Consider the following 15551-nt stretch of genomic DNA (forward strand, 5'->3'; position numbering starts at 1 on the left):
TTTCAGGCTCCTCGTGAAACCACAATCACCACCAGCACCGCCAGCTCAATCAGCGCCAGACGACGGAACAGCACCGCGGCCGCCGCGTTCTGCCAGCCCGGCACCAGCGATACCGGGTTAAGCCATTTACGCAGTTTAAGTACCGGGGCAAAGGCCTCTTTCACCGGCATGGCGAAACCGTGCGCGGTAATCACCATCGACTGCTCATGGTCGTAGCCGCACACCCAGGCCGCGCCGCGAGAACGCGACGGCAGACGGTTGCCTTTGAATATCGCCATAATGATGAACGGCAGTAGCGGACAGGCGACCAACAGCAGCGTGATCATCGGCTGCGATACGGTGGTGTGCGCGGTTTCCAGCGGCAACGGTACCGCAGTGGAAATCATCGGCAGCAGCCACGGCGCGGCAACCCCGCCCAGTACGCAGCAAATCGCCAATGCCACCACGCTGACGCCCATCAGGATCGGCGCGCAGCTGGCATTTTCAGCTTCCTTCGTGCGCGGCGCGCCAAGGAACGTAACGCCATACACTTTCGCCATACACATCACCGCCAACGCGCCGGTAATCGCCAGGCCAACCGCCAGCAGCGGTCCTAACAGACGACCAACAAACGCGCCGCTGTTGCCCAGTTTGAAGAAGGACTGGTAAATCACCCACTCGCCGGCAAAGCCGTTCAGCGGCGGCAACGCCGCCATCGCCATCAGACCGACCAGCATGGCGATAGAAATAACCGGCATCCGTTTACCAATACCGCCCAGTTTTTCGATATCGCGATGACCGGTACGGAACCAGATGCTGCCCGCGCCCAGAAACAGCACGCTTTTGAACAGGCTATGGTTCAGCAGGTGATAGAGCCCGCCGGTCAGACCCAGCGCGATCAGTACCGGCTGATTGAGAGCAATCCCGGTAACGCCTGCGCCCAGACCGAGCAAAATGATGCCGATATTTTCCAGCGTGTGATAGGCCAGCAGGCGCTGAATGTTATGCTCCATCAGCGCGTACAAACCACCGACAAAGGCGGTGATCATCCCAAGCACCAACAGCGCCACGCCCCACCACAGCGGCGCATTGCCGCCAAGCAGAGATAGCGTGAGAATGCCCAGCAGCCCGATTTTCATCACCACGGTCGAGAACAGCGCGGCGGCGGGAGCGCTGGCGTTGGCGTGCGCCTGCGGCACCCAACCGTGTAGCGGGATAATCCCGGCCAGCAGACCAAAACCGATAACGCCGAGCAGCCAGATATCGGAGCCCAGCGGCAGTTGCTGAGCGCGTTGATCCAGCAGCCCCAGATCCAGCGTGCCGTAGCGCTGCCACACCAGCCAGCAGGCGATTGCCAGCAGCAGCGTACCGAGACGGCCCAGCGCAAACCACAGTTTGCCCTCTTTGCTACCGCCGGTGAGGAACACGGCGCAGAGCGCCATGATTTCCGCCATTACCACCATCGTCCCCAGATTACTGGCGACCACGGCGCAGACGGCTGCCGCCATCAGCAGGTTGATCAACAGTCCGTTGGCTTTTACCTGTGGATGGCGATGCCAGTCGATATTGAACAGGCTGACGAACAGACCGCACAGCCCCAGTGTAATCAGCCAGATAGCATTCAGCGGCGTAATTTGCAGCATGTGACCGGTAAACGGCATCACGCCGCTCACCGTAACGGCGCTGGTCAGTGCGATGAACCCCGCGCCAGCCGTATACAGGCTGCCGACCGCGCCGCCGATACCGGCAATCCAGCCGCTCAGCGCTTTATGAAACGAAAACAGAAACGCCAGAACGGCGGCGGCGGCAAACCACGCGACGCCGCCAGTAATCAGTGAAAGTGAACTCATTATGCATCCCCACTCTGAGCCTGCTGAAACAAGGAGAGATCGCCAAAATCGGTATTAAACGTCAGCTCACGTTTACGTTTGCTGGCGCGGGCGATATCCGTGTTATCCACCAGGTGTAGCGCTTTAGTCGGGCACATCCGCACACAGGCCGGGCCTTGCTCGTCAAAGCTGCACAGGTCGCATTTCACCGCGATAGCGCGTACGCCCGGCACCCAGTCGAGCAACGTACTGACGCGCGCAGGCGCTGGCGGCGCGGGCGGCGCTTTCGGCGTATTGGCGTTCGCCGGAATATGCAGCGGACGGCTGCCGGAAAACTCAATAGCGCCAAACGGACAGGCAATACCACACAGTTTGCAGCTCACGCACAGGCTTTCATTAAGCTGGACAGTGCCGTCAACGCGATTAATCGCGTTAACCGGGCATACCGTGGCGCATGGCGCATCTTCACAGTGGTGACAAAGCTGCGGCGCAGATTCTTTTTCATTCAGCATCACTTTCAGGCGCGGCATTGACTGCAGGCCATGCTGGCGATGCGTCTCTGAACAGGCGGCCTCACAGGTGTGGCAGCCGATACAGAGAGTGGAGTCAGCAATTACAAAACGATTCACCAGGCATTCCTCAGGTGATTGTCATTTTTGACGAAAACATGCCGTTGAAATGTCATTTTCGACACTTATCGACACGCCCATCCCCAAAACATTCATGACATGGCGCAACGCCACATCGCGAATCAAAGCGGGCAACGCCTCAGGCTTATACCGCCGGGCTGTGTCCCTTTACCAATTGACGCAAATTAACCGGCGAGTTGGTTTCTACAGCGGTATAGAGGCTGTCGTAAACGCTAGCGATTTTTTCCAGATAGTGCTCCAGCACCTGCTCGCGATCGCGGTTGTTAACCCGTTCATCAACCTTGCCGTCGATATCGAGCTGCGCCTGTGCAATCAATTGTTTATCTTCGCCATCTTTGGTTTCAACGTAGTACTCAATGGTGTGGCTGTTAAAACCATCCGCCAACGCGACGTAAATACGAAAGTGCTCAAACAGGACAAAACAAAGATCCCTTTCCGGCGCGCAGCTCATTGCGTGATGCAGGCGCGCTTTCGAGAGGGTGATCCCCTGAACCAGCGAGTTGCAGTAAATATGCCACTGGTCCTGTAGGCGACGATGCCGTTGCGCGATGTAATCGGCCTTTTCGCTTATTTCCCAAATAGTCATGTCAGGTTACCCGTTTAACAGAGATGCCTGCGTTAAGCATTTTCCATGCCAATTTTTAACTTATTGTTTTTAATGGCAGACGAGCACAGTCACTGCCGTTTCGACGCGGTGACGACATGTCATTTCGTCATCGTCGACATTAACCTGCCAGGGGATAAAAATATTGGCATAAATATTGCTTTACAGGGGCAACCACTACGGGAGGCGATATGCACGAAATCACCCTCTGCCAACGGGCACTGGAATTGATTGAACAACAGGCTTCAGCATACGGTGCAAAACGTGTGACAGCCGTCTGGATCAAAATTGGCGCATTTTCTTGCGTGGAAACCAGCGCTCTTTCCTTTTGTTTTGATCTGGTATGCCGCGGCACGATAGCAGAAGGTTGTAAACTGCACCTCGAAGAACAGGAAGCCGAATGCTGGTGTGAGCATTGTCAACAATATGTCACGTTGTTAACCCACCGTGTACGTCGTTGTCCGCAATGTCATAGCGATACGCTGCGAATTGTGGCCGATGACGGCTTACAAATTCGGCGCATAGAGATTGATGAAACTGAAGATTAATGCCGGATAGACGCTCGCGTCGCCATCCGGCAGAAAGCCTGTAACAAGAAAAAGATCAGGAGTAAGCGATGTGTACGACTTGCGGTTGCGCTGAAGGCAACCTTTATATAGAAGGCGATGAACATAATCCGCACTCAGCGTTTCGTAGCGCGCCCTTTGCCCCAGCGGCTCGCCCGGCGCTGAATATTACCGGCATTAAAACGCCTGACTTTGCCCCAAGTCAAACCGCAGAAGGCGATCTGCATTACGGCCACGGCGAAGCCGGAACCCACGCGCCTGGTATGAGTCAGCGGCGGATGCTGGAGGTTGAAATCGACGTGCTGGACAAAAATAATCGTCTGGCTGAGCGCAACCGCGCCCGTTTCGCCGCCCGCCAGCAACTGGTGCTCAACCTGGTGTCCAGCCCCGGGTCCGGTAAAACCACCCTGCTGACTGAAACGCTAATGAAATTGAAAGACCGTGTACCGTGCGCGGTGATTGAAGGCGACCAGCAGACAGTGAACGACGCCGCCCGCATCCGCGCTACCGGCACGCCCGCCATTCAGGTCAACACCGGTAAAGGCTGCCATCTTGACGCGCAAATGATCGCCGACGCCGCGCCGCGCCTGCCGCTGGATGACCATGGTATTCTGTTTATCGAAAACGTCGGTAATCTTGTCTGCCCGGCCAGCTTCGATCTGGGCGAAAAGCATAAAGTCGCAGTGCTTTCCGTGACCGAAGGTGAAGATAAGCCGCTGAAATATCCCCATATGTTTGCCGCTGCGTCGCTCATGCTGCTCAATAAAGTCGATCTGCTGCCCTACCTCAATTTTGACGTTGAGAAGTGCATCGCCAGCGCGCGTGAAGTGAACCCGGAGATTGAAATTATCCTGATTTCCGCCACCAGCGGCGAAGGCATGGCTCAGTGGCTGGCCTGGCTGGAGGCGCAGCGATGTGCATAGGCGTGCCGGGTCAAATCCGCGCCATTGACGGCAATCAGGCAAAAGTTGACGTCTGCGGCATTCAGCGCGACGTCGATCTCACATTAGTCGGCAGTTGTGATGAAAACGGTCAGCCGCGTCTGGGTCAGTGGGTGCTGGTTCATGTCGGATTCGCCATGAGCGTCATTAACGAAGCGGAAGCGCGCGACACGCTCGACGCGCTACAAAATATGTTTGATGTTGAGCCGGACGTCGGCGCACTGCTGTATGGTGAGGAGAGATAATGCGTTTTGTTGACGAGTACCGTGCGCCGGAACAGGTAATGCAGCTCATTGAACACCTGCGTGAACGCGCCGCCCTTCTTCCTTACACTGCCGAACGTCCGTTGCGCATTATGGAAGTCTGCGGGGGTCATACCCACGCAATTTTTAAATTTGGTCTCGATCAGTTACTGCCCGAAAACGTGGAGTTTATTCACGGCCCCGGTTGTCCGGTCTGCGTGCTGCCGATGGGACGTATCGACAGTTGCGTGGAAATCGCCAGCCATCCGGAGGTGATTTTCTGCACCTTTGGCGATGCCATGCGCGTGCCGGGGAAACAGGGTTCGCTGTTGCAGGCTAAAGCGCGCGGCGCGGATGTCCGTATTGTTTATTCTCCGATGGACGCGCTGAAGCTGGCGCAGGATAACCCGACCCGCAAAGTGGTATTTTTCGGGCTGGGCTTTGAAACCACCATGCCGACCACAGCCATCACGCTACAGCAGGCAAAACAGCGTGACGTGCGAAACTTCTACTTTTTCTGCCAGCACATTACGCTGATCCCGACGCTGCGTAGCCTACTGGAGCAGCCGGACAACGGCATTGACGCCTTTCTTGCGCCAGGCCACGTCAGCATGGTCATCGGCACCGAGGCGTACCAGTTTATCGCCGCCGATTTTCATCGCCCGCTGGTGGTGGCTGGATTCGAACCGCTTGATCTACTGCAAGGCGTGGTCATGCTGGTTGAGCAGAAAATAGCGGCCCTAAGCCAGGTTGAAAACCAATACCGTCGCGTGGTGCCGGATGCCGGAAACATGCTGGCGCAGCAGGCCATCGCCGATGTGTTCTGCGTTAATGGCGACAGCGAGTGGCGCGGTCTGGGCGTGATTGAATCCTCTGGCGTCCACCTGACGCCAGAGTATCAGCGCTTTGACGCCGAAGCGCATTTCCGCCCAGCGCCGCAGCAGGTCTATGACGATCCGCGCGCCCGCTGCGGCGAAGTGCTGACCGGCAGATGCAAGCCGCATCAGTGCCCGCTATTTGGTAAAACATGTAATCCAGAGACCGCGTTCGGCGCGCTGATGGTCTCTTCCGAAGGCGCATGCGCCGCCTGGTATCAGTATCGTCAGCAGGAGTGTGAAGTTTGAACAATATACAACTCGCCCACGGCAGCGGCGGCCAGGCTATGCAACAGTTGATTAATAGCCTGTTTATGGAGGCCTTTGCCAACCCGTGGCTGGCGGAACAAGAAGATCAGGCGCGTCTGGAGCTGGCGCAACTGACGGCGGAGGGCGACCGTCTGGCGTTTTCTACCGATAGCTATGTGATCGATCCGCTCTTTTTCCCCGGCGGCAATATCGGCAAACTGGCGATTTGCGGTACGGCGAACGACGTAGCGGTGAGCGGCGCGATCCCCCGCTATCTCTCCTGCGGCTTTATCCTTGAAGAAGGGCTGCCGATGGAGACGTTAAAAAGCGTGGTCAATAGCATGGCGGCGACCGCGCGGGAAGCGGATATCGCCATTGTAACCGGCGACACCAAAGTTGTGCAGCGCGGCGCGGCGGATAAATTATTTATCAACACTGCCGGCATGGGGGCGATTCCCGCCGATATTCGCTGGGGCGCGCAAACGCTGAGCGTTGGCGATGTGCTGTTAGTCAGCGGTACGCTTGGCGATCACGGTGCCACTATTCTCAACCTGCGTGAGCAACTGGGACTGGATGGCGAGCTGGCGAGCGACTGCGCAGTATTAACGCCGCTTATTCAGACGCTGCGTCATATTGACGGAGTGAAGGCATTGCGTGACGCCACGCGCGGCGGCGTGAATGCGGTCGCCCATGAGTTTGCGGCGTCCTGCGGTTATGGTATTGAATTGTCCGAATCCGCACTGCCGCTCAAACCTGCCGTGCGCGGCGTCTGCGAGCTGTTGGGGCTGGATGCCCTGAACTTTGCCAACGAAGGAAAACTGGTGATTGCCGTTGAACGGCAGGCCGCAGATCGGGCGTTGGCGGCATTACGCGCGCATCCGCTGGGACGTGATGCAGCGCTGATTGGCGAAGTCGTGGAACGCAAAGGCGTTCGCTTAGCCGGACTCTATGGCGTGAAGCGAACTCTTGATTTGCCACACGCCGAACCATTACCTCGTATATGCTAGCAGCCTGTTGGCAGCATACTGTAGGCCGGATAAGACGCATTTGCGTCGACATCCGGCATTAACGCTGCATGAACGCCTGATGGCGCTTTGCTTATCAGGCCTACGGAGTGTGTGACCAGCGAGTTTGCGGTCAGCCATCCGGCAATAACTTACGACTTATACCTATAATTCATTTACCGTTTTCGCACCGTTTTGCGGTATTTTCCTGGAAAAGCAACATGTCGTATACACCCATGAGCGATCTTGGACAGCAAGGCTTGTTCGATATCACTCGTACCTTATTGCAGCAGCCCGATTTGGCGTCGCTCAGTGAAGCGCTTTCGCAACTGGTAAAGCGTTCAGCGCTCGCCGACAGCGCCGGCATTGTGCTATGGCAGGCGCAGTCGCAACGCGCACAATATTATGCGACGCGAGAAAATGGCCGTCCTGTTGAATATGAAGATGAAACCGTACTGGCGCACGGCCCGGTACGTCGCATCCTTTCTCGCCCCGATGCATTGCACTGTAATTTCCATGAGTTTACCGAAACCTGGCCGCAGCTTGCCGCGAGCGGCCTCTACCCTGAATTTGGTCATTACTGTCTGCTTCCTTTAGCCGCGGAGGGCCGTATTTTCGGCGGCTGCGAATTCATCCGTCAGGAAGATCGCCCCTGGAGTGAAAAGGAATATGACCGTCTGCATACGTTTACCCAAATTGTCGGCGTGGTCGCCGAGCAAATTCAAAACCGGGTAAACAATAATGTCGATTATGATCTATTGTGCCGCGAACGCGATAACTTCCGTATTCTGGTTGCGATTACCAACGCCGTCCTGTCGCGTCTGGATATTGATGAGCTGGTAAGCGAAGTCGCAAAAGAGATCCACCACTATTTCAATATCGACGCAATCAGCATCGTGTTGCGCAGCCATCGCAAAAATAAGCTGAATATCTACTCCACCCACTACCTTGATGAGCATCATCCGGCGCACGAACAGAGCGAAGTCGACGAAGCCGGCACGCTCACGGAGCGCGTCTTTAAAAGTAAAGAGATGCTGCTTATCAACCTCAACGAACGCGATCCGCTTGCCCCCTACGAACGCATGCTGTTCGATACCTGGGGCAATCAGATCCAGACGCTTTGCCTGCTGCCGTTGATGTCCGGCAAGACGATGCTTGGCGTGCTCAAACTGGCCCAGTGCGAAGAAAAAGTGTTTACCACTGCCAACCTCAAGCTGCTGCGTCAGATTGCCGAACGGGTAGCCATTGCCGTGGATAATGCGCTGGCCTATCAGGAAATCCACCGACTGAAGGAACGCCTGGTCGACGAAAACCTGGCGCTCACAGAGCAGCTTAATAACGTCGACAGCGAGTTTGGCGAGATCATCGGACGCAGCGAAGCGATGTACAACGTGCTAAAGCAGGTTGAGATGGTGGCGCAAAGCGACAGTACCGTGCTAATTCTGGGCGAAACGGGAACCGGTAAAGAGTTGATTGCCCGCGCCATTCACAACCTGAGCGGACGTAGCGGGCGCAGGATGGTAAAGATGAACTGCGCCGCGATGCCGGCGGGGCTGCTGGAAAGCGATTTGTTTGGTCATGAGCGCGGCGCGTTTACCGGCGCCAGCGCGCAGCGGATTGGCCGTTTCGAGCTGGCGGATAAAAGCTCGCTGTTTCTGGATGAAGTGGGCGACATGCCGCTGGAGCTACAGCCTAAGCTGCTGCGCGTCCTTCAGGAGCAAGAGTTTGAACGTCTCGGCAGCAATAAACTGATCCAGACCGACGTGCGGCTGATCGCCGCGACTAACCGCGATCTGAAAAAAATGGTCGCCGATCGCGAATTCCGTAACGATCTCTACTATCGGCTGAATGTTTTTCCGATCCAGCTTCCTCCGTTACGCGAACGTCCGGAAGATATTCCACTACTGGTCAAAGCGTTCACTTTCAAAATCGCCCGCCGAATGGGGCGTAATATCGACAGCATTCCCGCCGAAACGCTGCGCACGCTCAGCAGCATGGAATGGCCGGGGAACGTTCGCGAGCTGGAGAATGTCGTCGAGCGCGCCGTGCTGCTGACGCGCGGCAATGTGCTACAACTGTCGCTGCCGGATATTACCGCCGTAACGCCCGATACCTCGCCTGTTGCGACTGAAAGCGCCAAAGAAGGCGAAGATGAATATCAGCTTATTATACGCGTGCTGAAAGAGACCAATGGCGTAGTGGCTGGACCAAAAGGCGCGGCGCAGCGTCTGGGGCTTAAACGAACCACCCTGCTGTCGCGTATGAAGCGATTGGGTATTGATAAAGACGCGTTAGCGTAACGGGTTGCCGGATCTGATCCGGCCTGGAGATGATGCGCGCCGTAGGCCTGGCGCTTCCCCTTCACTTCTTGCGCTGATATTTTTCCGGCAATTCCGGAACGGGGCGCTTATCGTCGATAAGGTGCCGCACGGTCAGGACAGGATGCCGCCAAAGCATTCGCGGACCTGCCCAACGCATAATCTGCTTCATCTCCTCGCGTTTAGCCGGCTGATAGCAGTGCACCGGGCACTGCTTACAGGCGGGTTTTTCCTCGCCAAATACGCATTTATCAAGACGTTTTTGCGCGTAGGCGAACAGCGCCTCGTAATGCCCCTGCACCGCTGACGCCTGTGGGCACTGGCTTTCATACAGCGCGATCATTTTTTTGATCGTCAGTTTTTCACGAGCGATACGTTTACCAGGCATCGTGCTCTCTCCGAACATTAAGGTGTATTTATTTTACACCTTATCCCTCTTTAGCACTATCACTGCATATCGTCGCCATTTCGCAAATAAGAATTATTTTCATTTATTCATGCCTTGTGCTATATAACATAGCAAAGGCTATATTCGATGATTAATTAACCACATTGTTGCGAGGGATACTATGACGAATCTACATCGTCTGAAAACACTCCTGATTGCCGGTATTGTTGCGATACTCGCGCTATCGCCAGCCTATGCAAAAGAGAAATTTAAAGTCATCACCACGTTTACCGTTATTGCCGACATGGCGAAAAACGTGGCGGGCGACGCAGCGGAAGTCAGCTCAATTACCAAGCCCGGCGCTGAAATCCATGAGTATCAGCCAACGCCCGGCGATATTAAACGAGCGCAGGGGGCACAGCTTATCCTCGCGAATGGTCTGAACCTGGAGCGATGGTTCGCCCGCTTTTATCAGCACCTTTCCGGCGTGCCGGAAGTCGTCGTCTCCACCGGTGTCAAACCGATGGGCATTACCGAAGGCCCGTATAACGGTAAACCGAACCCGCACGCCTGGATGTCGGCAGAAAACGCGCTGATTTATGTCGATAACATTCGCGACGCCCTGGTGAAGTACGATCCGGATAATGCGCAGATCTATAAGCAAAACGCCGAACGCTATAAAGCGAAAATTCGCCAGATGGCCGATCCGTTGCGTGCCGAACTGGAAAAAATTCCCGCCGATCAGCGCTGGCTGGTCACCAGTGAAGGCGCGTTCTCTTACCTGGCGCGCGATAACGACATGAAAGAGCTTTATCTCTGGCCAATTAACGCCGATCAACAGGGAACGCCAAAACAGGTGCGTAAAGTGATTGATACTATTAAAAAGCACCATATTCCCGCCATCTTTAGCGAGAGTACGGTTTCCGATAAACCGGCCCGCCAGGTCGCGCGTGAATCCGGCGCGCATTATGGCGGCGTGCTGTATGTCGATTCTCTGAGCGCCGCTGACGGCCCTGTGCCAACCTATCTGGATCTGCTGCGCGTCACGACCGAAACCATCGTCAACGGCATTAACGACGGACTGAGGAGTCAACAATGAGTCAATCTGCGATTACCGTTGATCAAGTCACGGTGACGTATCGCAACGGTCATACCGCCCTACGGGACGCCACTTTTCAGGTGCCAGGCGGTTCAATCGCCGCGCTGGTAGGCGTAAATGGCTCCGGTAAGTCTACGTTATTTAAAGCGTTAATGGGCTTTGTGCATCTTGCGCAGGGCAATATCACTATCCTGCAACAGTCAGTCAACAAGGCGCTGAAAAAAAACCTCATTGCTTATGTTCCGCAATCGGAAGAAGTGGACTGGTCATTTCCGGTGCTGGTAGAAGATGTGGTGATGATGGGACGCTACGGCCATATGGGCTGGCTACGCCGTCCCACTGCGCATGATCACGCCTGTGTTGACGCCGCGCTGGCGCGGGTGGATATGCAGGAATATCGTCACAGGCAGATTGGCGAGCTGTCCGGCGGGCAGAAAAAACGTGTGTTTCTTGCCAGGGCCATCGCTCAGGATGGACAAGTAATCCTGCTGGATGAACCTTTTACCGGCGTGGATGTAAAAACCGAAGCGCGAATCATCGATCTACTACGGGAACTGCGCGATGAAGGCCGCACGATGCTGGTCTCAACGCATAATCTCGGCTCCGTCACCGAGTTTTGCGACTATACGGTAATGATTAAAGGAACCGTACTGGCCAGCGGCCCTACCGAAACCACGTTTACCGCCGCGAATCTGGAACAGGCGTTTAGCGGCGTTCTACGTCATATCGCGCTAAGCGGAGGCGAAGAGCACATCATCACCGATGACGAGCGCCCCTTTATTTCCCGGCGCGTGGCCAGCGGAGGAAAATCGTCATGAACTGGCTTGTTGAGCCGTTTGGCTACCAGTATATGCTCAACGCGATGTGGGTCTCCGCGATGGTGGGCGGTCTGTGCGCGTTTCTCTCCTGCTATTTGATGCTCAAAGGCTGGTCGCTCATTGGCGATGCGCTATCTCACTCTATTGTGCCTGGCGTCGCTGGCGCCTGGATGTTAGGGCTGCCTTTCTCGCTCGGCGCGTTTCTTTCCGGCGGACTGGCTGCAGGCAGTATGCTCTTTCTTAACCAACGCTCACGCCTGAAAGAAGACGCGATTATCGGGCTTATCTTCTCCTCTTTTTTTGGCGTCGGCCTTTTTATGGTGTCGCTCAATCCGATGTCGGTGAATATCCAGACGATTATTCTCGGCAACGTGCTGGCGATCGCGCCAGCGGATATTGCGCAACTGGCGATTATCGGCGCAGCCTCGCTGACGATTCTGCTGTTAAAGTGGAAAGATCTGATGGTCGTCTTTTTCGATGAGACTCATGCGCGTTCTATCGGGCTTAATCCGGGTCGATTAAAGCTGTTGTTTTTCACTCTATTGTCCGTCTCTACCGTGGCGGCCCTGCAAACCGTTGGGGCGTTCCTAGTGATCTGTCTCGTCGTCACGCCGGGCGCGACGGCCTGGTTACTCACCGACCGTTTTCCACGTCTGCTCATGATTGCCGTCGTGATTGGCAGCCTGACCAGTTTTCTGGGCGCATGGCTTAGCTACTGGCTGGATGGCGCCACTGGCGGAATTATTGTCGTCATGCAAACCTTACTGTTCATCACGGCCTTTATTTTCGCCCCGAAACACGGTCTGTTAGCCAACCGTCGACGCGCCCGCCTGCAGAAGGAGCCGACATGTTCTTAACAACGTTACTGGAACCCTTTCAGTTTGATTTTATGGTGAACGCCCTTATGGTTTCGGTCATTGTGGCGATTCCCTGCGCCTTGCTGTCCGTGTTTTTAGTGTTAAAAGGCTGGGCGTTAATGGGCGACGCAATGAGTCATGCGGTATTCCCCGGGGTCGTGCTGGCATATATTGTGGGGATCCCCCTGGCGATTGGCGCTTTCATTGCCGGATTATTTTGCGCTATCGCCACCGGCTATCTGGACGATAACAGCCGCATCAAACGTGATACGGTGATGGGCATCGTCTTTTCCGGGATGTTTGGCGCAGGTCTGGTGCTCTATGTTTCTATTCAATCGGAAGTGCATCTGGATCACATCCTGTTTGGGGATATGCTGGGCGTATCGCTGGGGGATATCGTACAAACGTCAGTTATTGCACTGGGTATTGCGTTAATCATTGGGCTGAAATGGAAAGATCTCCTGCTACACGCTTTTGACCCGCACCAGGCGAAAGCCAGCGGGCTGAATACCACGCTACTGCATTATGGCCTGCTATGTATGATTGCGCTGACTATCGTCGCCACGCTGAAATCGGTGGGCATTATTCTGTCGATCTCACTGCTTATCGCCCCCGGCGCAATTGCCATTTTGCTGACGCGACGCTTTGCGCGCGCGCTGGGATTAGCGGTGAGTCTGTCAGTTATTACCGCTTTTGCGGGCGTCTATCTGTCTTTTTATCTTGATAGCGCGCCAGCGCCGACCATCGTGGTATTATTTGCCATCGTGTTTATTGCGGTATTTATTTACGCAACATGGCGCGACAGGCGTAATGAAATCGTACCAGAGGCGCAAGGTTAACACTTTTTTGCCTGCTATTCAGGAAACATACGGTCATAATATAGAGTAGTCTTATGGCGCTGGAAGGATTTCCTCTGGCAGGCAACCTTATAATTTCATTACGGTTTAAGTAAAGACTTATATTCAGCTATCCTTTTTTTATGAGCGGATATAGAGAGTTTTTTATCGTTTAGCATAACGGCATTGTTATCGAATCGCTCATAAAGCGTTTCATTCTTTTTGTTTACTATACTGCTTCCCGCCGCCGGATTGGCCTCCACATATTCATTTAATCGTTGTACGCCTTGAGTATGTTTGTAAAAACTCACCGGCAGATAGCGGTCTGCTTTATCGGACGGGAGAAAAGGTTCTTCACCACACAGACGTTCACAAATATTATCTTCATGAATTTTTACTAAGTTCATAAATTCAAGCTGAAGTTTTTTGGCGAGCGCCAGGCTAAAAATACCGCATTCAGAAGAGCTTCGTTGAATGTCCAGCTCGACCATAGCAAAATAACAATCAGGCAGTTGTTCACGTTCAAGAGCTGCTTTGGTCCTCAACGCCAGTAAAGCAGGTCCAAAAGCGCTACACGCTGCTGGTTCGAACAAAATCACCGATGTCTTTCCGTCCATAACTCTAAAATCGACGACTGAAATATGGATACCTGAACTTCCCATATTTACGAGAAATCGGGCAGATTCAACGCCTTCCATTCTGGTCTCCTTTATAGAGGAAACAAGCTCATGGACTGACATAACAAATTTAAGATTTAACTCTGGATACTTCTTATTGGCCTGTGCAACAAGAAAAGGCATCATTTCGAGATCGGTTTCCTCGTAACTGATATGAATCCAGCTGCCATCTATAATTTCACTTTCCAGACGCTCAACAATACAGGTCAATGCTTCGGTGTTTAGCTCCCCGCTGACGTCAGGCTGAGGCGATAAACTCGCCCCCATATTACGAGTCGTAGGACTTAGCATACTTTTCCCTCCACATGATAGCTCCTGCACCGAAAATATCATCTTTAACTTTTCAGATTCAATATATTGCCTGCAAAAATATGCCTCAATGATTGAGCCAGGCTACCAACCACCTCCGGATGATTATATATAAGAATTACTACTCAAAAAATCTTTTTTATAATAAAAGCTCAACACATGGTCATAAATGATAAAAAATATTTTAATTCATTCCTACCGCAATCGGTAACGCGCAATTATCGTCAGGTACAGCAGGGGTATGTGCAAAAGCAGTGCGCTGTAAATGCGCGTCTAGTTTCAGTCCCCGGAACAGCGATAGCGGTGAAGAGTCCATCCCCAAACGATACATAACCTTCTTACGATAAATACTGACGGTTTTTGTTCCCAGACCAAATTTTTTCGCCAGTTCAATTGCCGGATGTCCGGAGGATAATAATATCAGCAGCGCATATTTCGCCTGCGTGACACCGGGAGGTAGATTCCACCAGGCGTATTGATTGATATTAAACAATACCTCTTCCGGCGTCTCGCCGGCATTAAAAGCATACGTAGCAGCCACGGTTTTCTTTTGTGGCCTGTGGCAGAAACGCAGCCAGGCTTCCGGAAGACGGAGCTTCTCTCGATCCGAGCGGATAGCGCAGGATAGTTCGTCTTTTAAAACATAATCCATAACGCCAAAATATTGCAGCACACAGCGATCGATATAATACAAGCGATCTGCCACTACCAAAACTTTACGGTTCTGCAACCGCGTCAGCAACGCATGAAAAAGATAAACATGCTCATGCGGGTTCAAAGCTAAAATCAGCCCGGCGTCCGGCATATCGGATAGAGAATGCAAAAGTGCAGTTAATGAGTTACACGTTTTAACGCACTTTTCCGGATATTTTTGCTTAAAAATAGACTGTAGGGCATAACAATTAGTCCAGTTAATACCGTATATAATTACATTTCTCATTTATTTATCCTTTTTTGAAAACTGACCACAGCTTCGGTAATGATTTTTCTTCCTGGGCGACTACTGCGCAAGTAGATAACGCCTTCTTACTACAAAGGTAATAAGACCAGATACGTTATTACATGCGCAATGTCGTTACCGAAATGAATTCCTTTTACAAATCTGATAATGATTAAATTTGCTGTTTTACTTTACTGTAATCTCTTAGAGTACAACGATTGCCCGGCGCCTGGTGGCCATGTATGTCTGACAATGAACGCTTTCGATTCCCTTTCATTAACTACATATCACTGGTGTAGCGATACTGAAATATACACTACGATTAAAAAAATATTTGGTATCTGTAACGCAAACAGATAGTAACGTTTAA

At 53.3% G+C, this 15551-nt stretch carries 16 protein-coding genes; 10 read left to right on the plus strand and 6 right to left on the minus strand.

All coding sequences use genetic code 11. From position 1 onward, the window contains the following. Window positions 1-2: 2 nt before the first annotated feature. The 3 genes from hycC to hycA form a co-directional block, all read right to left on the minus strand. Complete coding sequence (gene hycC, locus ACFK9X_RS18685) at window positions 3-1829, minus strand: formate hydrogenlyase subunit 3 (RefSeq protein ID WP_151117318.1); 1827 nt, start codon at window positions 1827-1829, stop codon at window positions 3-5. Beyond that, entirely contained in the window at window positions 1829-2437 is a 609-nt protein-coding gene (gene hycB, locus ACFK9X_RS18690) for a formate hydrogenlyase subunit HycB (protein ID WP_151117320.1), read from the minus strand. Before hycB ends, hycC begins: the two co-directional genes overlap by 1 nt. 145 nt (window positions 2438-2582) lie before the next feature. Then, entirely contained in the window at window positions 2583-3044 is a 462-nt protein-coding gene (gene hycA / locus ACFK9X_RS18695) for a formate hydrogenlyase regulator HycA (RefSeq protein WP_000158074.1), read from the minus strand. 209 nt (window positions 3045-3253) lie between these two features. Here hycA and hypA point away from each other — a divergent pair, with 209 nt between their 5' ends. From hypA to flhA, 6 genes are all read left to right on the plus strand, one after another. After that, window positions 3254-3610, plus strand: a complete 357-nt coding sequence (gene hypA, locus ACFK9X_RS18700; RefSeq protein ID WP_000544461.1) for a hydrogenase maturation nickel metallochaperone HypA — start codon at window positions 3254-3256, stop codon at window positions 3608-3610. Between the two features lie 68 nt (window positions 3611-3678). Beyond that, window positions 3679-4551 carry a hydrogenase nickel incorporation protein HypB gene (gene hypB, locus ACFK9X_RS18705; protein ID WP_151117322.1) on the plus strand — a complete coding sequence of 291 codons (873 nt, stop codon included), beginning with the start codon at window positions 3679-3681 and terminating at the stop codon, window positions 4549-4551. Further along, window positions 4542-4814: a hydrogenase 3 maturation protein HypC gene (gene hypC / locus ACFK9X_RS18710; protein ID WP_000334871.1), complete on the plus strand. Its 273-nt coding sequence runs from the start codon at window positions 4542-4544 to the stop codon at window positions 4812-4814. Before hypB ends, hypC begins: the two co-directional genes overlap by 10 nt. Next, the gene (gene hypD, locus ACFK9X_RS18715) at window positions 4814-5935 is read left to right on the plus strand and encodes a hydrogenase formation protein HypD (RefSeq protein WP_001212958.1); all 1122 of its coding nucleotides are present in this window, start codon (window positions 4814-4816) and stop codon (window positions 5933-5935) included. The genes hypC and hypD overlap by 1 nt, the downstream gene beginning before the upstream one ends. After that, window positions 5932-6942, plus strand: coding sequence for a hydrogenase expression/formation protein HypE (gene hypE / locus ACFK9X_RS18720; protein WP_001059953.1), 1011 nt, complete (start codon window positions 5932-5934; stop codon window positions 6940-6942). The genes hypD and hypE overlap by 4 nt, the downstream gene beginning before the upstream one ends. Window positions 6943-7160: 218 nt before the next feature. Beyond that, window positions 7161-9239 (plus strand): formate hydrogenlyase transcriptional activator FlhA, encoded by a 2079-nt coding sequence (gene flhA / locus ACFK9X_RS18725; protein WP_000122692.1) that lies wholly within the window; start codon window positions 7161-7163, stop codon window positions 9237-9239. 61 nt (window positions 9240-9300) lie between these two features. On the opposite strand, the gene ACFK9X_RS18730 is transcribed toward flhA, so the two are convergent. Next, entirely contained in the window at window positions 9301-9645 is a 345-nt protein-coding gene (locus ACFK9X_RS18730; protein WP_001117944.1) for a nitrous oxide-stimulated promoter family protein, read from the minus strand. A gap of 181 nt (window positions 9646-9826) precedes the next feature. Here ACFK9X_RS18730 and sitA point away from each other — a divergent pair, with 181 nt between their 5' ends. From sitA to sitD, 4 genes are read left to right on the plus strand one after another with little or no spacing between them, the layout of a single operon-like run. Then, window positions 9827-10744 (plus strand): iron/manganese ABC transporter substrate-binding protein SitA, encoded by a 918-nt coding sequence (gene sitA, locus ACFK9X_RS18735; protein ID WP_000182930.1) that lies wholly within the window; start codon window positions 9827-9829, stop codon window positions 10742-10744. Then, the gene (gene sitB, locus ACFK9X_RS18740; RefSeq protein ID WP_023181876.1) at window positions 10741-11562 is read left to right on the plus strand and encodes an iron/manganese ABC transporter ATP-binding protein SitB; all 822 of its coding nucleotides are present in this window, start codon (window positions 10741-10743) and stop codon (window positions 11560-11562) included. Before sitA ends, sitB begins: the two co-directional genes overlap by 4 nt. Further along, entirely contained in the window at window positions 11559-12419 is an 861-nt protein-coding gene (sitC, locus tag ACFK9X_RS18745) for an iron/manganese ABC transporter permease subunit SitC (RefSeq protein WP_001104333.1), read from the plus strand. The genes sitB and sitC overlap by 4 nt, the downstream gene beginning before the upstream one ends. Continuing rightward, window positions 12410-13258, plus strand: coding sequence for an iron/manganese ABC transporter permease subunit SitD (gene sitD / locus ACFK9X_RS18750; RefSeq protein WP_000480209.1), 849 nt, complete (start codon window positions 12410-12412; stop codon window positions 13256-13258). Before sitC ends, sitD begins: the two co-directional genes overlap by 10 nt. Before the next feature lie 98 nt (window positions 13259-13356). Here the strand turns inward: sitD and avrA are convergent, their stop codons facing one another. After that, complete coding sequence (avrA, locus tag ACFK9X_RS18755; protein ID WP_077905364.1) at window positions 13357-14265, minus strand: type III secretion system YopJ family effector AvrA; 909 nt, start codon at window positions 14263-14265, stop codon at window positions 13357-13359. A 160-nt stretch (window positions 14266-14425) separates the two neighbouring features. Continuing rightward, window positions 14426-15181: a transcriptional regulator SprB gene (gene sprB / locus ACFK9X_RS18760; RefSeq protein WP_151117324.1), complete on the minus strand. Its 756-nt coding sequence runs from the start codon at window positions 15179-15181 to the stop codon at window positions 14426-14428. Window positions 15182-15551 lie beyond the last annotated feature (370 nt).

It is taken from the genome of Salmonella sp. WC3, assembly GCF_042932255.1.
In the GTDB taxonomy this organism is placed as follows: Bacteria; Pseudomonadota; Gammaproteobacteria; order Enterobacterales; family Enterobacteriaceae; genus Salmonella; species Salmonella enterica.